Genomic DNA, 14,717 nt, shown 5'->3' with positions numbered 1-14,717 from the left:
CGGACTGACAAACAGCCTTAACTAGAACACATGTTCGAACTTTGCTTTTCCTAGTTTTAGCACCTATCAACGAATTAAGTCGAGACTCGCTAGAACAAATGTTTGAAAAAGCCGTATGGCTGGCCTACGTTGGAAATCAAGGAACAACCACAACTGCAGTTGATCAGCAGGGTCTGACATTTTTCAGGCCGGAAGTTCCCGGCCGGAGCAGCTACCGCGGCCGGGAGGAACGGAAAGGCGTTGGCGAACATGGCAGCACAAGCCTCTGACGGCAAGGCTCCCCAGCGCAGCCCGCGGTCTCAGCGGACCCCCAAGGGACTTACACTCCGCCAGAAGAAGATCCTGGAAACCATCCAGCGTTCGGTCAACGAGAACGGCTACCCGCCGTCGATGCGGGAAATCGGCGACACCGTCGGCCTGGCCAGCCTCTCCAGCGTGACCCATCAGCTTTCGCAGCTGGAAAAGCTCGGCTACCTGCGGCGCGACCCCAAGCGGCCGCGCGCCATGGAGGTCCTGATGCCGCTCACCCTGGATGCGGGGACGGCGAAATCCGGCGGCGCTGACAGAGCCCCGGCCCTCAGCGCGGCGGGCGGCTCCGTGTCCGAACTGCCCAGCGCGATGGACACCGCCATGGTGCCGCTGGTCGGCCGGATCGCCGCCGGCGGCCCCATACTCGCCGATCAGATGGTGGAGGAGCTGATGCCGCTGCCCCGCCAGCTGGTGGGCCACGGGGAACTGTTCATGCTCAAGGTCGCGGGCGACTCCATGGTGGACGCCGCCATCTGCGACGGGGACTGGGTTGTGGTCCGGCGGCAGAGCGACGCCGTCAACGGCGACATCGTCGCGGCACTGCTCGACGATGAAGCCACGGTCAAGACCTTCCGGCAGCGGGACGGCCACACCTGGCTCCTGCCGCAGAACACGCAGTACGAACCCATCCTCGGCGACCACGCGGTGGTCATGGGCAAGGTGGTTTCCGTACTCCGCTCGCTGTAGCCCCCTTTGGGCCTGTCCCCAGGGAACCAACGGCACAGAACCATGGGTGCGTAACCAGCGGACAGGACCTGCGGCCCCGGGCTGCCGCAGCCCGGGGCTTCCTCATGCCTGCGCGCCGGCGAGCCTTTCGAGGGCCGCGACGGCGGTCTTCCGGTCGGTCGTGGGCCAGAACGGCGGCAGGGCAGCCCGCAGGAACCCGCCATAGCGTTCCGTGGACAGCCGGGAGTCCAGCACCGCCACGACACCCCTGTCATCCGTGGACCGAATGAGCCGCCCGGCCCCCTGGGCAAGCCTGATGGCCGCGTGCGTGGCGGACACGGACATGAAGCCGTTGCCGCCCGCTTGGGCAACAGCCCGCGACCGCGCCGTCATCAGCGGATCATCAGGCCGCGGGAAGGGAATCCTGTCAATCACCACCAGACGGCACGACCCACCCGGCACATCGACGCCCTGCCACAATGACATCGTGCCGAACAGGCAGGTGTCCGGCTCGTCCGCGAACTGCTTCACGAGGGCCGTCATGGTGGACTCGCCCTGGCAAAGAATGCTGATATCCAGCCGGTCGCGCAGGGCGTCTGCCGCTTCCTCGGCGGCCCGCCGGGAGGAGAACAGGCAGAGCGCTCCCCCGCCGGACGCGCGGATCAGTGACTCGAGTTCGTCCAGCGCCTCAGGCGAGGTGCCGCGGCCAGGCTTCGGCAGGTGACCCGCTACGTAGAGTATGCCCTGCCGCGGGTAGTCAAAGGGCGAGCCCACGTCGACGCCGGTCCAGCTCGGAGCGCCTTCCCCGACCAGCCCGAGCCCGCCCGCGGCAGGTTCGAAGGCAGAGCCGATGGCGAGGGTGGCCGACGTCAGCACCACGGTATGACCGGCGAACAGGCCCTCCCGGAGCCGGCCCGCAACGCTCAGCGGGGCGATGTTGACCAGTGCCGGGGCAGTCTCGTCGGGCGCCGAGTATCCCTGCTGCGGGTCAAACGTGCTGTTCCGGGAGAACCAGACCACCTCACGGTTTTCCCGGGCGGCAACGAGCCGTTCACAAAGCTCCAAAATCACCAGGAGGCGGGAGCGTGCCAGCTGCCGCCCGCCGTCGGCCGTTGTATTGCTGTCTCCCTTGGAATCCGACAGGGCCGCCCGGCAGGCCTCACGGAGCTGGTCCACACAGTCCAGCTGCTCATCGTTCAGGCCGTTAGGCAGCAGGCCGCTGGGAACGCCGGCGAGGGCCACCTCAAGGTTGGCAGCCGCGGTGTTGAGCGCGTCCACGGTGATGCCGGTGTGCTTCCGGGCGCCTGACGCCGCGGCATGGACCATGGCCACGGAAAGCTGGCCCGAAACCGCGCCGGTCACCCGGTCCTGGAGTTCGTGGGCCTCGTCCACCACCACGACGTCGTACTCCGGCAGCACCGCCAGGCCCTCGAAGGCGCTGACGGCGAGCATGGCGTGGTTGGTCACCACGACGTCGGCCTCCGTGGCGTTATGGCGGGCGAGCTCACTGAAGCATTCTTCGGCGAGGGGGCACTTCTGCGAGCCGAGGCATTCCATCGAGGTGACGGACACCTGCCGCCAGGCCCGGTCCGTGACGCCGGGAAGCAGCTCGTCGCGGTCGCCAGTGGTGGTCTGCTCGGCCCATTCGCGGAGCCGGACCACCTCCTTGCCGAGCTGCGACGAGGGGCCGCCCACCGACGCGGCGAAGTGCGGGACGCTGGTGTCCTCCCCCAGCGAGAAGAGCTGTCCCTCCGAGGGCTCCTCGGAGGGAAAGCCGCCCTCAAGCTTGTGCCGGCAGACGTAGTTGGCGCGGCCCTTGACCAGCGCAATCTTCACCGGCCGGTCGAGTGCCGGTTTGAGGCTTTCCAGCAGCCGGGGAAGGTCCCGGCCCACGATCTGGGTCTGCAGCGCGAGGGTGGCGGTTGACACGAGCGCAGGCTTGTCGCTCTCGAGCGAGTGCGCGATAAGCGGGACCAGGTAGGCCAGCGACTTGCCGGTACCGGTGCCGGCCTGCACCAGCAGGTGGTCGCCCGTTTCTATCGCGCGGGCCACCTGACGGGCCATCTCGTGCTGGCCGCTGCGGCTTTGGCCGCCCATGCCCGCCACCGCGCGGTCGAGCAGGTCAAGCACACGCTGCTCGCCGGCCGTGGCGGAGGGATCGTCCGCGGCGCCGGCGGCTGCCGCCCCGTCAGTCATCGGTGCTGAAGGATTCCAGTTCAGCCGCGAGGCCTTCCCGGACCATGACCACGGCGCGTGTACCACCCTCCTCGTGGTCCAGGCTCAGGATCTCCGCGTCGGAGTCGTGCAGCTTGCTGATGAGATCGCCGCGGTGGTACGGGACCAGGAGCTGCATCTTGACGTTCGGCCGCGGGATGGACTCGCTGATGGCTGCGAGCAGTTCGGCGATGCCCTCCCCGGTGCGTGCCGAAACCACCACGTGCCGCGGCTCGCGCTGCTTCAGCCGCTCCACCACGAAAGGATCGGCGGCGTCGGCCTTGTTCAGGACGATGATCTCGGGCACCTTGCGGGCGTCCACCTCGGCGAAGACCGAGCGCACGGCGGCGATCTGGCCCTCCGGGTCCGGGTGGGACACGTCCACAACGTGCAGGATCAGGTCGGCATCGGCCACTTCCTCAAGGGTGGAGCGGAAGGCCTCCACCAGCTGGGTGGGAAGCGACCGGACGAAGCCCACGGTGTCCGCCAGCGTGTAGCCGACGCCGTCGGAGGTCTCGGCCTTGCGGACGGTGGGGTCCAGGGTGGCGAACAGGGCGTTCTCCACCAGCACGCCGGCGTCGGTCAGGCGGTTCAGCAGCGAGGACTTGCCGGCGTTGGTGTAGCCGGCAATGGCCACTGACGGAACTTCATTACGACGGCGGTTGGCCCGCTTGGTCTCCCGTGCCGGCTTCATCGCGGCGATCTCGCGCCGCAGCTTGGCCATCCTGGTGCGGATCCGTCGCCGGTCAAGTTCGATCTTGGTTTCACCGGGACCGCGCGAGCCCATGCCGGCTCCTGCGCCGCCCACCTGGCCACCGGCCTGGCGGGACATGGATTCGCCCCAGCCGCGCAGGCGCGGGAGGAGGTATTCCAGCTGCGCCAGCTCCACCTGGGCCTTGCCTTCGCGGCTCTTGGCGTGCTGGGCGAAGATGTCCAGGATGAGGGCCGTGCGGTCGATGACCTTCACCTTGACGATGTCTTCAAGGCCGCGCCGCTGGGACGGCGCGAGTTCGGCGTCCACCACGACGGTGTCGGCGCCGGTGGACATCACGACGTCCTTGAGCTCTAGAGCCTTGCCCGCGCCGAGGAAGGTGCCGGGGTCCGGCTTGGCCCGCCGCTGGACCAGCCCGTCGAGGACTTCCGAACCGGCCGTTTCCGCCAGTGCTGCGAGTTCGCGCAGCGAGTTTTCGGCGTCAGCCAGGGTTCCCTCGCTCCAGAGGCCGGCAAGGACAACGCGTTCCAGGCGCAGCTGCCGGTATTCGACCTCGGTGACGTCCTCCAGTTCGGTGGAGAGCCCGGCCGTGCGCCGCAGTGCCCGGCGTTCCTCGAGGTCCTGCTGGTCGCCGTCGAACGTGCTGTGCTCTTCGGCGAGCTGCGAGATGGCCTGCGCCTTGCCCAGGACACCCTTGCTGTCGGCGCGGCTGCCGTCGGCTGCCGCTGCGTTCTTGGCCGGGACGTCCTTGGCGAGAATCCGGTCGATGACAGCCTGGATCTCCTCGGGACTCATGTCCTGGGCGGCTGGCTCGGATCCGGAATTTTGCTGATTGGTCATGGTCTCCTTTGAAGGTTCTGCATCTTCAGAATAGTGCTGATTGGCGCCCTTGGCTGCGGTATTCGCGCTGGGCTGACTGCGAGGGGTCATAGAGGTGCTCCTGACATGCCGGCAGCGGACGCGCTGGGCCGGCGGGAAGTGGGCTGATCGAGTGCTGGATGGGCTGCGCTTGTTCAAAATGCGCTCCGGGCGGAAGGTATTGAAAACCTGCATCGCACCGGAAGGAAGCCCCGGGCCGGTACCGGCGGCTGAAGGCCGCGGGCAAAGAAAGCCGGCTACTCAAAAATCAGGAACATGCCTACAAGGATAGCAGAACACCAGGGCCGGTTTTGGCAGCCGGCCGGTTTCCCATCAGGCGGGTGGCCCACTAATCTGGCCAGTTATGGAGTCTGCCCACTATTTCAGCGCCTCACCCGCGGGGCCGTTCACCCGCAAGCCCCTCACAGTGGAGCTGGCCGGTGAAACGCGGAAGCTGCAGACCTCCTCCGGCATCTTCAGCCCGGACGGCATCGACAAGGGAACGGCCATCCTGCTGGCCGAGGTCCCCGCGCCCGCCCCGCAGGGAAACCTGCTGGACATCGGCTGCGGCTGGGGACCCATCGCCCTGACCATGGCGCTGCGGGCACCGCACGCGCAGGTGTACGCGGTGGACGTCAATGAACGCTGCATCGCGCTCACGAACGGGAATGCCGAACTGCTTGGACTGAACAACGTCGCGGCCAGCACACCGGAGGGCGTCGACCCCGGGATCCGCTTCGACACCATCTGGTCCAACCCGCCGATCCGGATCGGCAAGGATGAACTGCACTCGCTCCTCCTGCAATGGCTGCCGAGGCTGGCACCGGGCGGTTCGGCGTGGCTGGTGGTGCAGAAGAACCTGGGCTCGGATTCGCTTCAGCGCTGGCTGGCGGAGGTCCTGGACGACACCTTTACTGTGACACGGGAGAGCACGTCCAAGTCGTTCAGGATCCTGCGGGTCAGGAAAGCGTCCCGGTAGCGACGATCGCTGCCGGGCCGCTGAGTTCCACGTGCTCACGGCCGCCGGCGACCGTGAAGAACTTCACACCGACGACGCCGCCCGGCACCTTCACCTGCCAGGCATCCGGGGCGCCCTGCCCGGCCCAGTGGCGGATGGCCACCGCCGCGGCACAGGCACCGGTACCGCAGGACTGCGTTTCACCCACGCCGCGTTCGTGGACTCGCATGGTCACGGTGCCCACGCCGTCGTGCACCAGAGGCTCGGCCGGGACGACAAACTCGACATTGGTGCCATGTGCGGGAGTCGGGTCGACATGCGGGGCGGTGAAGAGCCTGGTGTCCCGGAGTTCGGACAACTCCGCCAGTGCGACGACCGTGTGGGGATTGCCCATGCTGACGGACAGCGCCGGCCGCGGCACCTCGAGACCGTCGGCACTGACCAACGAATCCATGGCGCGGGCCGCCGCCTCGTCCGGGAAGATGAACTCCCAGGGGCCCATGTCGACGGCGTAGCCGTCACCTGAGCGGACGATGGTCTTGACGCCGCCACGGGTGCCGATGGTCAGCGAGCCGCCGGCAGGCAGCTCAACCAGGCCTTCGGCCAGCAGGAAGTGGACGAACACGCGCACACCGTTGCCGCACATCTCCGACAGGGATCCGTCACCGTTGCGGTAATCCATGAACCACTCCGCGTCGGGGTTTTCGGCGAGTATCTGCCGGCCCTCGTCCAGGAGACGGGACGGGACGGCCCGGATGAGGCCGTCACCGCCGATGCCGCGGTGGCGGTCGCACAGCTGGGCGACCTGCTCCGGGGAGATGGCGTGCACGCCCTCGGGGTCCGCAACCAGGACGAAGTCGTTGCCGGTGCCATGGCCCTTGGAGAACCGCAGTCCGCTCAGCGTGGTGGCGGCGGGCCGGGCTGTTTCTGCAAGGGTTTCATTCATGGTTCAAGGTTACCCGCCCGCCGGCGGCGCCCGAAAAACGGTCCAGCTTTAGCACCCAGTCCGCGCGCGCTGGTGAGGAGGATGCCGGCGATGACAATCACTCCGCCTGCTACCTGGGCAACGGTGTAGGGGTGTCCGGAGAGGATGGTGAACAAGGCCGTGAAGACGGTGATGAGGTTAAGGAACACTCCCGCCTTGCCCGCGGGAATGACCGTCAGCGCGCGGTTCCAGAGCAAGTAGGACAGCACCGAAGGAAAAATCGCTATGAAGGCCAGGGAAGCGATGGCACCCTGCCCGGACGGGAGGGCCGGACCGCCGGCAGCGAGGCTGAACGGCGTGAGCACCACGATGGTGATCGCGGCCTGGATGGCCGTGGCGGTTATCGGCGGCAGCGGCGGGGCGAGGCGCCCGATAATCGCATAGGTGGACCACGCTGTAATTGCCCCGATCATGAACAGCTCACCGGTGCCGAATCCGGCGTGCAGCAGCTTGCCAACGTCCCCGTTACTGAGGACCAGAAGAACGCCGACGAGAGCGATCAGGACGCCGCCCACTGCCCGGCGGGTCAGGCGTTCGCGCAGGAAAGCAGCAGCGGCCAGGGTGATCAGCGCAGGGTTGAACGCATTGATGAGGGATGCGTTGAATGCATCCGTGTGCTCGAGGGCCGTGTACAGAAGCAGGTTGTAGCCCAGCAGCCCGGATACACTCAGTGCGATCAGCCACGGCCATGCGGCCAGCACCTGGCGCCATTGCGGGCGCTCCACCAGCTGGGCGATGGCCAGCAGCGGAACCAGGGCCAGCGACCAGCGCAGCAGGACCAGGCTGAGGGGGTCGATGCTCTCGACGGCGCCAGCCCCGACGACGTAGTTGCCGGCCCAGAACAGCGTCGCGCCCAGCAGCGAGGCGACTGCAACGGTGAGGCTCCGCCGCGGGGTGCGCTTGGGCGTGGTGGCAACGGTGACGGTCATGGGGGCTTCTCTTCCAGTGCGTTGGGGCTCAGCGGCAGAGGTCGGCGGCCTTTGCCGCCAGCTCGGGGTCCTGCCAGTCCAGCCAGCTGATGCGGGGATCGGCGCGGAACCACGTGAGCTGCCTTCGGGCGAACTGCCGGGTGGCCACGATGGTCTCGTCGGCCGCCTGCGCGACGTCCGCTTCGCCGTCGAGCACTTTGAGGAACTGGGCGTAGCCCAGTGCGCGCGGGGCCGTCTTGCCGCGGCGCAGGCCTTGGGCGTCCAGCCGTTCAACCTCCGCCAGCAGCCCCCGCTCCACCATCCTGTGCACGCGGACGGCGAGCCGGTCGCGCAGCTGCTCCCGATCCACCGCCAGGCCGATCTGGACGGCCGGCTGGTGGTACTCGCGCGTTGGCATGAAGGAGCTGAACGGGCGGCCCGTCAGTTCGAACACCTCCAGCGCGCGGACGATGCGGCGGGCGTCGCCGAGGCGCCCGGCGGAAACGGGATCCACCGCCCGGAGCCGGTCCAGCAGCACCTCGGTGCCTGCCTCGGCGTTCTCCCGTTCGAGCCGGCCGCGGATTTCAGGGTCGGTCCCTGGGAAGTCCAGCACGTCGAGGGCGGCGCGGACATACAGGCCGGACCCGCCGGCCAGAACCGCGCGTTTGCCGCGGCGGTGGATGTCGGCGACGGCGGCCCTGGCCTGCTGCTGGAAGTCGGACACCGACGCTTCCTGCGTCACGTCCAGGATGTCCAGCAGGTGGTGCCGGACGCCCCGCTGTTCGGCCTCGGTGACCTTGGCAGTGCCGATGTCCATGCCGCGGTAGAACTGCATGGCGTCGGCGTTGATCACCTCGCCGTCCAGGGCCAGGGCAAGTTCGACGGCGAGGTCTGACTTTCCCGATCCGGTGGGTCCGACGACGGCTATGACGGGGGGCTGGCCCGCCACCGGGTCAGCGGCTCCGCACCGGGAGCGAGGGCATGCCAAGCGACACGCCAGTCCTGCCGGCCCCTGCTGCACCGGGTGCCGGCGCCCCGCAGGAATCGGCCTGCGCCCTGTCCCAGGCATCGCCCGCACGGGACCGGCGCAGGGAGTAGTCGGCTGCGGTGGCGGGGTCGGCGATCAGGTGGAAGGCGGCCGCCTCTGTAATGGTCACCGTCACCAGGTCACCGGGCCTCGGCGCAGGAGCGCCCTCGGGCACGGTGAAGTGAACCAGGCGCTGGTCCTGTGAACGGCCTGAGAGCCGGTGCGTTTCCTCGGATTTGCGGCCGGACTGGGCGGTGACCATGACCTCCACGCGGCGGCCGAGCTGCTTGGCGTTCTCTTCGGCGGCGATGCGGTCCTGGAGCGCGGTAAGCCGCTCAAAGCGTTCCTGTACGACGGCCTTGGGCAGCTGGTCCGGCAGGTCGGCTGCCGGCGTGCCGGGCCGCTTGGAATACTGGAAGGTGAAGGCGGTGGCGAAGCGTGACTTTTCGACGACGTCAAGGGTCGCCTGGAAGTCCTCCTCCGTCTCCCCCGGGAACCCGACGATGATGTCCGTGGAGATCGCCGCGTGCGGCATCTTGGCCCGGACCTTGTCCAGGATGCCAAGGAACTTCGCCGAGCGGTACGAGCGCTTCATGTCCCGCAGCACCTTGTCCGACCCCGACTGGAGCGGCATGTGCAGCTGCGGCATGACGTTGGGCGTCTCGGCCATGGCATCGATGACGTCATCGGTGAACGCGGCCGGGTGGGGGCTCGTGAAGCGTACCCGCTCCAGGCCCGGGATCTCGCCGCAGGCGCGCAGCAGCTTGGAGAAGGCCTGGCGGTCACCGAACTCCACGCCGTACGAGTTCACGTTCTGGCCGAGGAGCGTCACCTCGATGGCGCCGTCATCCACCAGCGCCTGGACCTCGGCGAGGATCTCCCCCGGCCGGCGGTCCTTTTCTTTGCCGCGCAGGGCAGGGACGATGCAGAAGGTGCAGGTGTTGTTGCAGCCAACAGAAATGGACACCCAGCCCGAGTAGACCGAGTCGCGCTTGGTGGGCAGCGTGGAGGGGAAGACGTCCAGCGACTCGAGGATCTCCAGCTGCGCCTCGTTGTTGTGGCGTGCCCGGTCCAGGAGGGCGGGCAGGGCGCCGACGTTGTGCGTGCCGAAGACGGCATCGACCCATGGCGCCTTCTTCAGGATGGTCTCGCGGTCCTTCTGGGCAAGGCAACCGCCCACGGCAATCTGCATCCCCGGGTTGGCTGCCTTGACCGGCGCCAGCTGGCCGAGGTTGCCGTAGAGCTTGTTGTCGGCGTTTTCCCGCACCGCGCAGGTGTTGAAGACCACGACGTCGGCCTGGGCGCCGTCCGCCGGCACGTAGCCGGCGGCCTCCAGCATCCCCGCCATTCGCTCGGAGTCGTGAACATTCATCTGGCAGCCGAAGGTGCGCACCTGGTAGGTGCGGTGCACGGCGGCGTCACCAGCGGGGTCGTTCTCGGTGCCGTTTGCGGGGGAAGGGTAGGTCAGACTCACCCATTAAGGGTACCGGCTGTGCCCACTACCTTCTGCAGCGTCCAGGACCTCGGCCACGATCCGGAACGCCTGGGAAGGCTGGTACCCCTTCCGGGCAAGCATGGACGCGAGCCGCCGCGTGGTTTTGTCCCGCTCCGCCCGGTCCGACAGGTCGGCCTCCGGCCGCAGCTTGCGTTCCACGAGATGGCGGGCGGCGGCTTCCTCGTCCTCGTCACTGAGCTGTTCCAGGGCCGAGGCCGCCGTGTCAGCGTCAATGCCCTTGTCCGCCAGTTCCCGGCGGAGGGCCCCCTTGGCCAGTTTGCGCGACTGGGACCGGCTCCGCACCCACATGTCAGCGAATTCCGCATCGTCGACAAGCCGGACCTCTTCGAAGCGGTCCAGCACGGCCGCGGCGACGTCCTCAGGCACGTTGCGCTCGGCCAGCTTGCGTTCCAGCTGCAGCCGGCTCTTGGGTGATGCGGTCAGCTGGCGCAGTACGATGGCGCGCGCCACCGACGCCGGGTCCGCGTCCCGGTCCCCCTCAGGTTCCGGTTGGGCTCCTGTCCGCGAGCCGGGTTCTGCGGTGCGGTCCCCTCCAGCCCTGGCGAAGGCCTGAGGGGACCGGCGTTTGCTAGAAGCCGTCAACGGCCTTCAGCTTCGGTGAGGCTTCGGCGTCCGCGGCGGGCTTGGTTCCCACCCCGAGCTTTTCCTTGATGAGCCGTTCGAGCTCCGCGGCGAGTTCGGGGTTGTCGCGCAGGAAGCGGCGCGAGTTCTCCATACCCTGGCCGAGCTGATCGCCGTCGTAGGTGAACCAGGATCCCGACTTCTTGATGATGCCGTGCTCCACGCCCATGTCGATGATGCCGCCCTCGCGCGAGATGCCCTGGCCGTAGATGATGTCGAATTCGGCGATCTTGAAGGGCGGGGCCATCTTGTTCTTGACGATCTTGGCCTTGGTGCGGTTGCCGACGGAATCGGCACCCTCCTTCAGGGTCTGGATGCGGCGGACGTCGATGCGCACGGACGCGTAGAACTTCAGCGCCTTACCACCGGTGGTGGTTTCCGGGGAACCGAAAAACACGCCGATCTTTTCGCGGAGCTGGTTGATGAAGATGGCGGTGGTCTTGGTCTGGCTCAGCCGGCCGGTGATCTTTCGCAGGGCCTGGCTCATGAGGCGTGCCTGCAGGCCGACGTGGCTGTCGCCCATGTCGCCTTCGATTTCCGCGCGCGGCACCAGGGCTGCCACGGAGTCGATGACCACGATGTCCAGTGAACCGGAGCCCACCAGCATGTCCATGATCTCCAGGGCCTGCTCACCGGTGTCCGGCTGGGAGACCAGCAGGGCGTCCGTGTCCACGCCGAGCTTGGCGGCGTACTCGGGATCGAGGGCGTGCTCGGCGTCGATGAACGCGGCGATGCCGCCGGCCCGCTGGGCGTTGGCCACGGCGTGCAGGGCCACGGTGGTCTTACCTGACGATTCCGGGCCATAGATCTCCACGACGCGTCCGCGCGGGAGACCGCCGATTCCCAGGGCGACGTCCAGCGCGATGGAGCCGGTGGGGATGACCTCGATGGGGGCGCGTGTTTCGTCGCCCAGCCGCATGATCGACCCCTTGCCGAACTGCTTGTCAATCTGCGCGAGCGCTGCTTCCAGCGCTTTTTCACGATCCGGGGCTGCCGCCATGGTTCACACCTCTAATGCTTTCTCGCTTTGGAGGGGCCTCTGCGGCCCTTTGTCTGTCATCACCGACGCTAGTGCCACCCGCTGACATTCTTACCGGGCAGGCGTACGTATGTGGATAACCCGCTGGCAAAAAGCATAGTCGCACCCGAACAGATATTCGAACAATCGGTCGGCGTGTCAGCAGCTTCCGGGCGGGGCGGGCAGCCTCTCAGACCAGGTCCGGTCCGTTATGCCGCGGCTTGATATCGCGGCCGAGACGGCGCTCCTCGGGAACGTCCTGCACGTCGCACACCGCGAGCCAGACATCGCGCGGATTGACGCCGGCGGCGAGGGCCTGGTCCGCTGTCCGGCCGCCGACGCCGGCAAGGACGAGGGAACCGCCCAGCACGCGCGAGTAGCCGGCCCCGAATTCGTCGTCCATTAGCCGCCAGAAATCACTAATCCTCACTCAATACAGTCTCTCACGGGCGCTGACTCTAGAATGGTTGCCATGAGCAACCCCGCTGAAGCCCCCGGAGCCGTTGCCCCCTTCGAGGACACGCTTGATACGGCACTGACCAACGTGGAGCATCAGATCAGCATTTTCTGGCGACGGGCCCGGTCCGTTTCCCAGCAGCTGTCGCGCGAGGTCCATCCGGACATGGAGCCCGCCGCCTACGGCCTGCTGACCGTCATACGCAAAAGCGGCCCCATCCGGCTCACCGAACTCGCATCCTGCATCGGCGTCGGCAAGCCCTCGGTGAGCAGGCAGATCGCGTTCCTGGAGAGCATCGGCTTGGTCCTTAAGGAAGCCGACCCGCTGGACGGCCGGGCGCAAACGATCCGGCTCACCGCCGAGGGCGAAGAGAAGATGCACCAGGTGCAGGATGCCCGACGGCAGGTGTTCCGGGAGCGCCTGGGCGAATGGCCGGTGGAAGACCTTGAGGCGCTGGCCGCCTACATGGCCAAGCTCAACGCCACCTACGAGCGCGACGGATTCCCCCGCGACGGTGCCCCCTGACAGGACCGCCGTATGACAGAAGCACCGCATAACAGCACGGCATGACAGAAGCACGGCGCCTCCCCAGCAGGAACTTCAGGGCGCGACGAAGGCCTCCGGCACAATGCCGGAGGCCTTCGCTGTAGGTATCTGGCCCGGGTTACCGGATTGTGTTTTACCGGGCGCCGGAAAGCATTTCCGTGGCGAGCTCGTTGTTCAGCTCGCTGCTCAGGTCGCGCTCAAGGTCACGGCCGTAACGCTGGGAGAATTCCTGCGGCACGGTGTCCGGCACGGCAACGCCCTCGGCGACAGCCACGCGGTCGCTGACCTCACGGAGCATGCTGGAAAGCGGAACATCCAGCGCCGAACAGATCGAGGACAGGAGTTCCGACGAAGCTTCCTTCTGACCGCGTTCGACTTCACTCAGGTAACCCAGGGAGACCCGGGCGCTGTGCGAGACTTCGCGGAGGGTACGCCCCTGACGCTGGCGGACATCGCGCAATACATCACCGATTTCGTGACGAAGTACAACCATCTTGCGCTCCTTCTGTTCGCTCTTGGCCTGATCGGCGAGGCCCACGTCCTTCCAGCGGACAACGCCGTTTACGGACACGGGCTGCTTTACCATCTGTATCGCCTTGCTCCCTCATGGTTCCGGTTCACTGTGACGTAAACCGCATATGTTCTCTTCATCCTAGGCGCCTCCCTCAAGGAGAGGCGACACAATGTGACAACTATTCGGAATCGCTTTTTGTTCCCGGCAACCTTACTCCGGGTAGCTTAGCGCAGTCACTGGGCCAGCCCGGCGAATCCGGAAACTCAGCTTAACGCAGCCAGGGCGTCCTGAAGACGCTCCAAAGCGGCGCCACAGGCCAGCCCGCGGATTTCTGCCCGGGTGCCCTGGAAACTGTAGGGAAAAGTCTGCACACCGTCTGCGGTGGCGACGCCGACGAACACGGTTCCCACGGCCTTTCCGTCATGTGCGTCGGGCCCCGCCACGCCCGTCGTGGAGACGGCCAGGTCCGCACCGCAGACCCGCCGGGCGCCTTCCGCCATGGCCGCGGCCACTGCTTCATCCACCGACCCGACGGCGTCCAGCAGGTCCTGCGGAACGCCAAGGACGTCGCGCTTCACGGTGTTGTTGTAGGAGATAACGCCGCCCTGCAGCATCGCGGACGCCCCCGGGGTATCGGCCAGCACGGCCGCGACCATTCCGGCCGTGAGCGACTCGGCGGTGGCCACAGTGACGCCACGGCCAACGGCCGCAGCGACGGCCTCCCCGGCTATCCGGTGCAGATTCGTCACGGCTGGCCCTCCTCTTGTCCTGCCTGGCCGGCGTCAGCAGCGCGCCGTCGGAGCCCCTCCGACCTGACTTTCAGCGCCTGAACGACGTATTCGGCTCCGGTCCAGACGGTGATCAGCACGGCCGCCAGCATTACCGCCAGTGCCACCCAGGTCAGCCACGGTGCGACGGAAGCCAGCGGAAGAAGGTAAAGGAAGATGGCGACGGTCTGGACCACCGTTTTGAGCTTGCCGCCGCGTGAGGCAGGGATGACGCCGTACCGGATCACGAAGAAGCGCAGCGCCGTGATCCCCCACTCCCGGACCAGGATCACCAGGGTGATCCACCACGGGAGCTCATTCAGGACGGACAGCATGACCAGGGCGGATCCGGTCAGCAGTTTGTCCGCGATGGGGTCGGCAATCTTGCCGAAGTCGGTGACCAGTCCCCTGCTGCGGGCGATGTCGCCGTCGAGCTTGTCCGTGTAAATCGCGACGGCGAACGCCGCCACTGCTGCCCAGCGCCAGCCGCCGGACTCGCTGTGCAGCCCCGGGGCGTCGGCGATGAGGAACCACACGAAGAATGGCACCAGCACGATGCGGAGCATCGTGAGGATGTTGGGGAGATTCCAGATCCCGGAGCTGTTGGAGCCGGCCGCGGCCGCTTCGGTGCTAGTCACGCT

At 67.2% G+C, this 14,717-nt stretch carries 15 protein-coding genes; 3 read left to right on the top strand and 12 right to left on the bottom strand.

Translation table 11 applies throughout. The features are described 5' to 3' along the window. The first annotated feature begins 249 nt into the window (after window positions 1-249). A complete protein-coding gene (gene lexA / locus ACFTSA_RS21235) occupies window positions 250-996 on the top strand; it encodes a transcriptional repressor LexA (RefSeq protein ID WP_377953834.1) in 747 nt (248 codons plus the stop codon). A 102-nt stretch (window positions 997-1,098) separates the two neighbouring features. Here the strand turns inward: lexA and ACFTSA_RS21230 are convergent, their stop codons facing one another. Both ACFTSA_RS21230 and hflX read right to left on the bottom strand, forming a co-directional pair. Continuing rightward, the gene (locus ACFTSA_RS21230) at window positions 1,099-3,171 is read right to left on the bottom strand and encodes an ATP-dependent DNA helicase (RefSeq protein ID WP_377953833.1); all 2,073 of its coding nucleotides are present in this window, start codon (window positions 3,169-3,171) and stop codon (window positions 1,099-1,101) included. Continuing rightward, entirely contained in the window at window positions 3,164-4,741 is a 1,578-nt protein-coding gene (gene hflX / locus ACFTSA_RS21225; RefSeq protein WP_377953832.1) for a GTPase HflX, read from the bottom strand. The genes ACFTSA_RS21230 and hflX overlap by 8 nt, the downstream gene beginning before the upstream one ends. A 382-nt stretch (window positions 4,742-5,123) precedes the next feature. Here hflX and ACFTSA_RS21220 point away from each other — a divergent pair, with 382 nt between their 5' ends. Next, window positions 5,124-5,738 carry a class I SAM-dependent methyltransferase gene (locus ACFTSA_RS21220; RefSeq protein ID WP_377953831.1) on the top strand — a complete coding sequence of 205 codons (615 nt, stop codon included), beginning with the start codon at window positions 5,124-5,126 and terminating at the stop codon, window positions 5,736-5,738. Here ACFTSA_RS21220 and dapF read toward each other — a convergent pair. The 7 genes from dapF to ACFTSA_RS21185 form a co-directional block, all read right to left on the bottom strand. After that, complete coding sequence (gene dapF, locus ACFTSA_RS21215) at window positions 5,719-6,663, bottom strand: diaminopimelate epimerase (RefSeq protein WP_377953830.1); 945 nt, start codon at window positions 6,661-6,663, stop codon at window positions 5,719-5,721. The genes ACFTSA_RS21220 and dapF overlap by 20 nt on opposite strands. After that, entirely contained in the window at window positions 6,660-7,631 is a 972-nt protein-coding gene (locus ACFTSA_RS21210; RefSeq protein ID WP_377953829.1) for a DMT family transporter, read from the bottom strand. The genes dapF and ACFTSA_RS21210 overlap by 4 nt, the downstream gene beginning before the upstream one ends. A 28-nt stretch (window positions 7,632-7,659) precedes the next feature. Continuing rightward, a complete protein-coding gene (gene miaA, locus ACFTSA_RS21205) occupies window positions 7,660-8,559 on the bottom strand; it encodes a tRNA (adenosine(37)-N6)-dimethylallyltransferase MiaA (RefSeq protein WP_377953828.1) in 900 nt (299 codons plus the stop codon). 4 nt (window positions 8,560-8,563) lie between these two features. Beyond that, on the bottom strand, window positions 8,564-10,111 hold the full coding sequence (gene miaB, locus ACFTSA_RS21200) for a tRNA (N6-isopentenyl adenosine(37)-C2)-methylthiotransferase MiaB (RefSeq protein ID WP_377953827.1): 1,548 nt from the start codon (window positions 10,109-10,111) through the stop codon (window positions 8,564-8,566). Window positions 10,112-10,114: 3 nt separating this feature from the next. After that, window positions 10,115-10,735 (bottom strand): regulatory protein RecX, encoded by a 621-nt coding sequence (locus ACFTSA_RS21195; RefSeq protein ID WP_377953825.1) that lies wholly within the window; start codon window positions 10,733-10,735, stop codon window positions 10,115-10,117. After that, window positions 10,722-11,774, bottom strand: a complete 1,053-nt coding sequence (gene recA, locus ACFTSA_RS21190; RefSeq protein WP_003798759.1) for a recombinase RecA — start codon at window positions 11,772-11,774, stop codon at window positions 10,722-10,724. The genes ACFTSA_RS21195 and recA overlap by 14 nt, the downstream gene beginning before the upstream one ends. Window positions 11,775-11,982: 208 nt before the next feature. Then, a complete protein-coding gene (locus tag ACFTSA_RS21185) occupies window positions 11,983-12,222 on the bottom strand; it encodes a DUF3046 domain-containing protein (protein ID WP_377953823.1) in 240 nt (79 codons plus the stop codon). Between the two features lie 42 nt (window positions 12,223-12,264). On the opposite strand from ACFTSA_RS21185, the gene ACFTSA_RS21180 reads away from it, so the two are divergent. Beyond that, window positions 12,265-12,774 carry a MarR family winged helix-turn-helix transcriptional regulator gene (locus ACFTSA_RS21180; protein ID WP_377953822.1) on the top strand — a complete coding sequence of 170 codons (510 nt, stop codon included), beginning with the start codon at window positions 12,265-12,267 and terminating at the stop codon, window positions 12,772-12,774. A 154-nt stretch (window positions 12,775-12,928) separates the two neighbouring features. Here the strand turns inward: ACFTSA_RS21180 and ACFTSA_RS21175 are convergent, their stop codons facing one another. From ACFTSA_RS21175 to pgsA, 3 genes are all read right to left on the bottom strand, one after another. Continuing rightward, complete coding sequence (locus ACFTSA_RS21175; RefSeq protein ID WP_003798764.1) at window positions 12,929-13,381, bottom strand: helix-turn-helix domain-containing protein; 453 nt, start codon at window positions 13,379-13,381, stop codon at window positions 12,929-12,931. Between the two features lie 191 nt (window positions 13,382-13,572). Beyond that, a complete protein-coding gene (locus tag ACFTSA_RS21170) occupies window positions 13,573-14,058 on the bottom strand; it encodes a CinA family protein (RefSeq protein ID WP_377953821.1) in 486 nt (161 codons plus the stop codon). Next, a complete protein-coding gene (gene pgsA, locus ACFTSA_RS21165; protein WP_377953819.1) occupies window positions 14,055-14,714 on the bottom strand; it encodes a CDP-diacylglycerol--glycerol-3-phosphate 3-phosphatidyltransferase in 660 nt (219 codons plus the stop codon). Before pgsA ends, ACFTSA_RS21170 begins: the two co-directional genes overlap by 4 nt. Between the last annotated feature and the right edge of the window lie 3 nt (window positions 14,715-14,717).

Source organism: Arthrobacter sp. NPDC057013 (genome assembly GCF_042674585.1).
Lineage (GTDB): Bacteria > Actinomycetota > Actinomycetes > Actinomycetales > Micrococcaceae > Arthrobacter.
The sequence above is the reverse complement of the archived record's forward strand: the minus strand, read 5'-3'. Positions and strand labels throughout refer to the sequence as shown.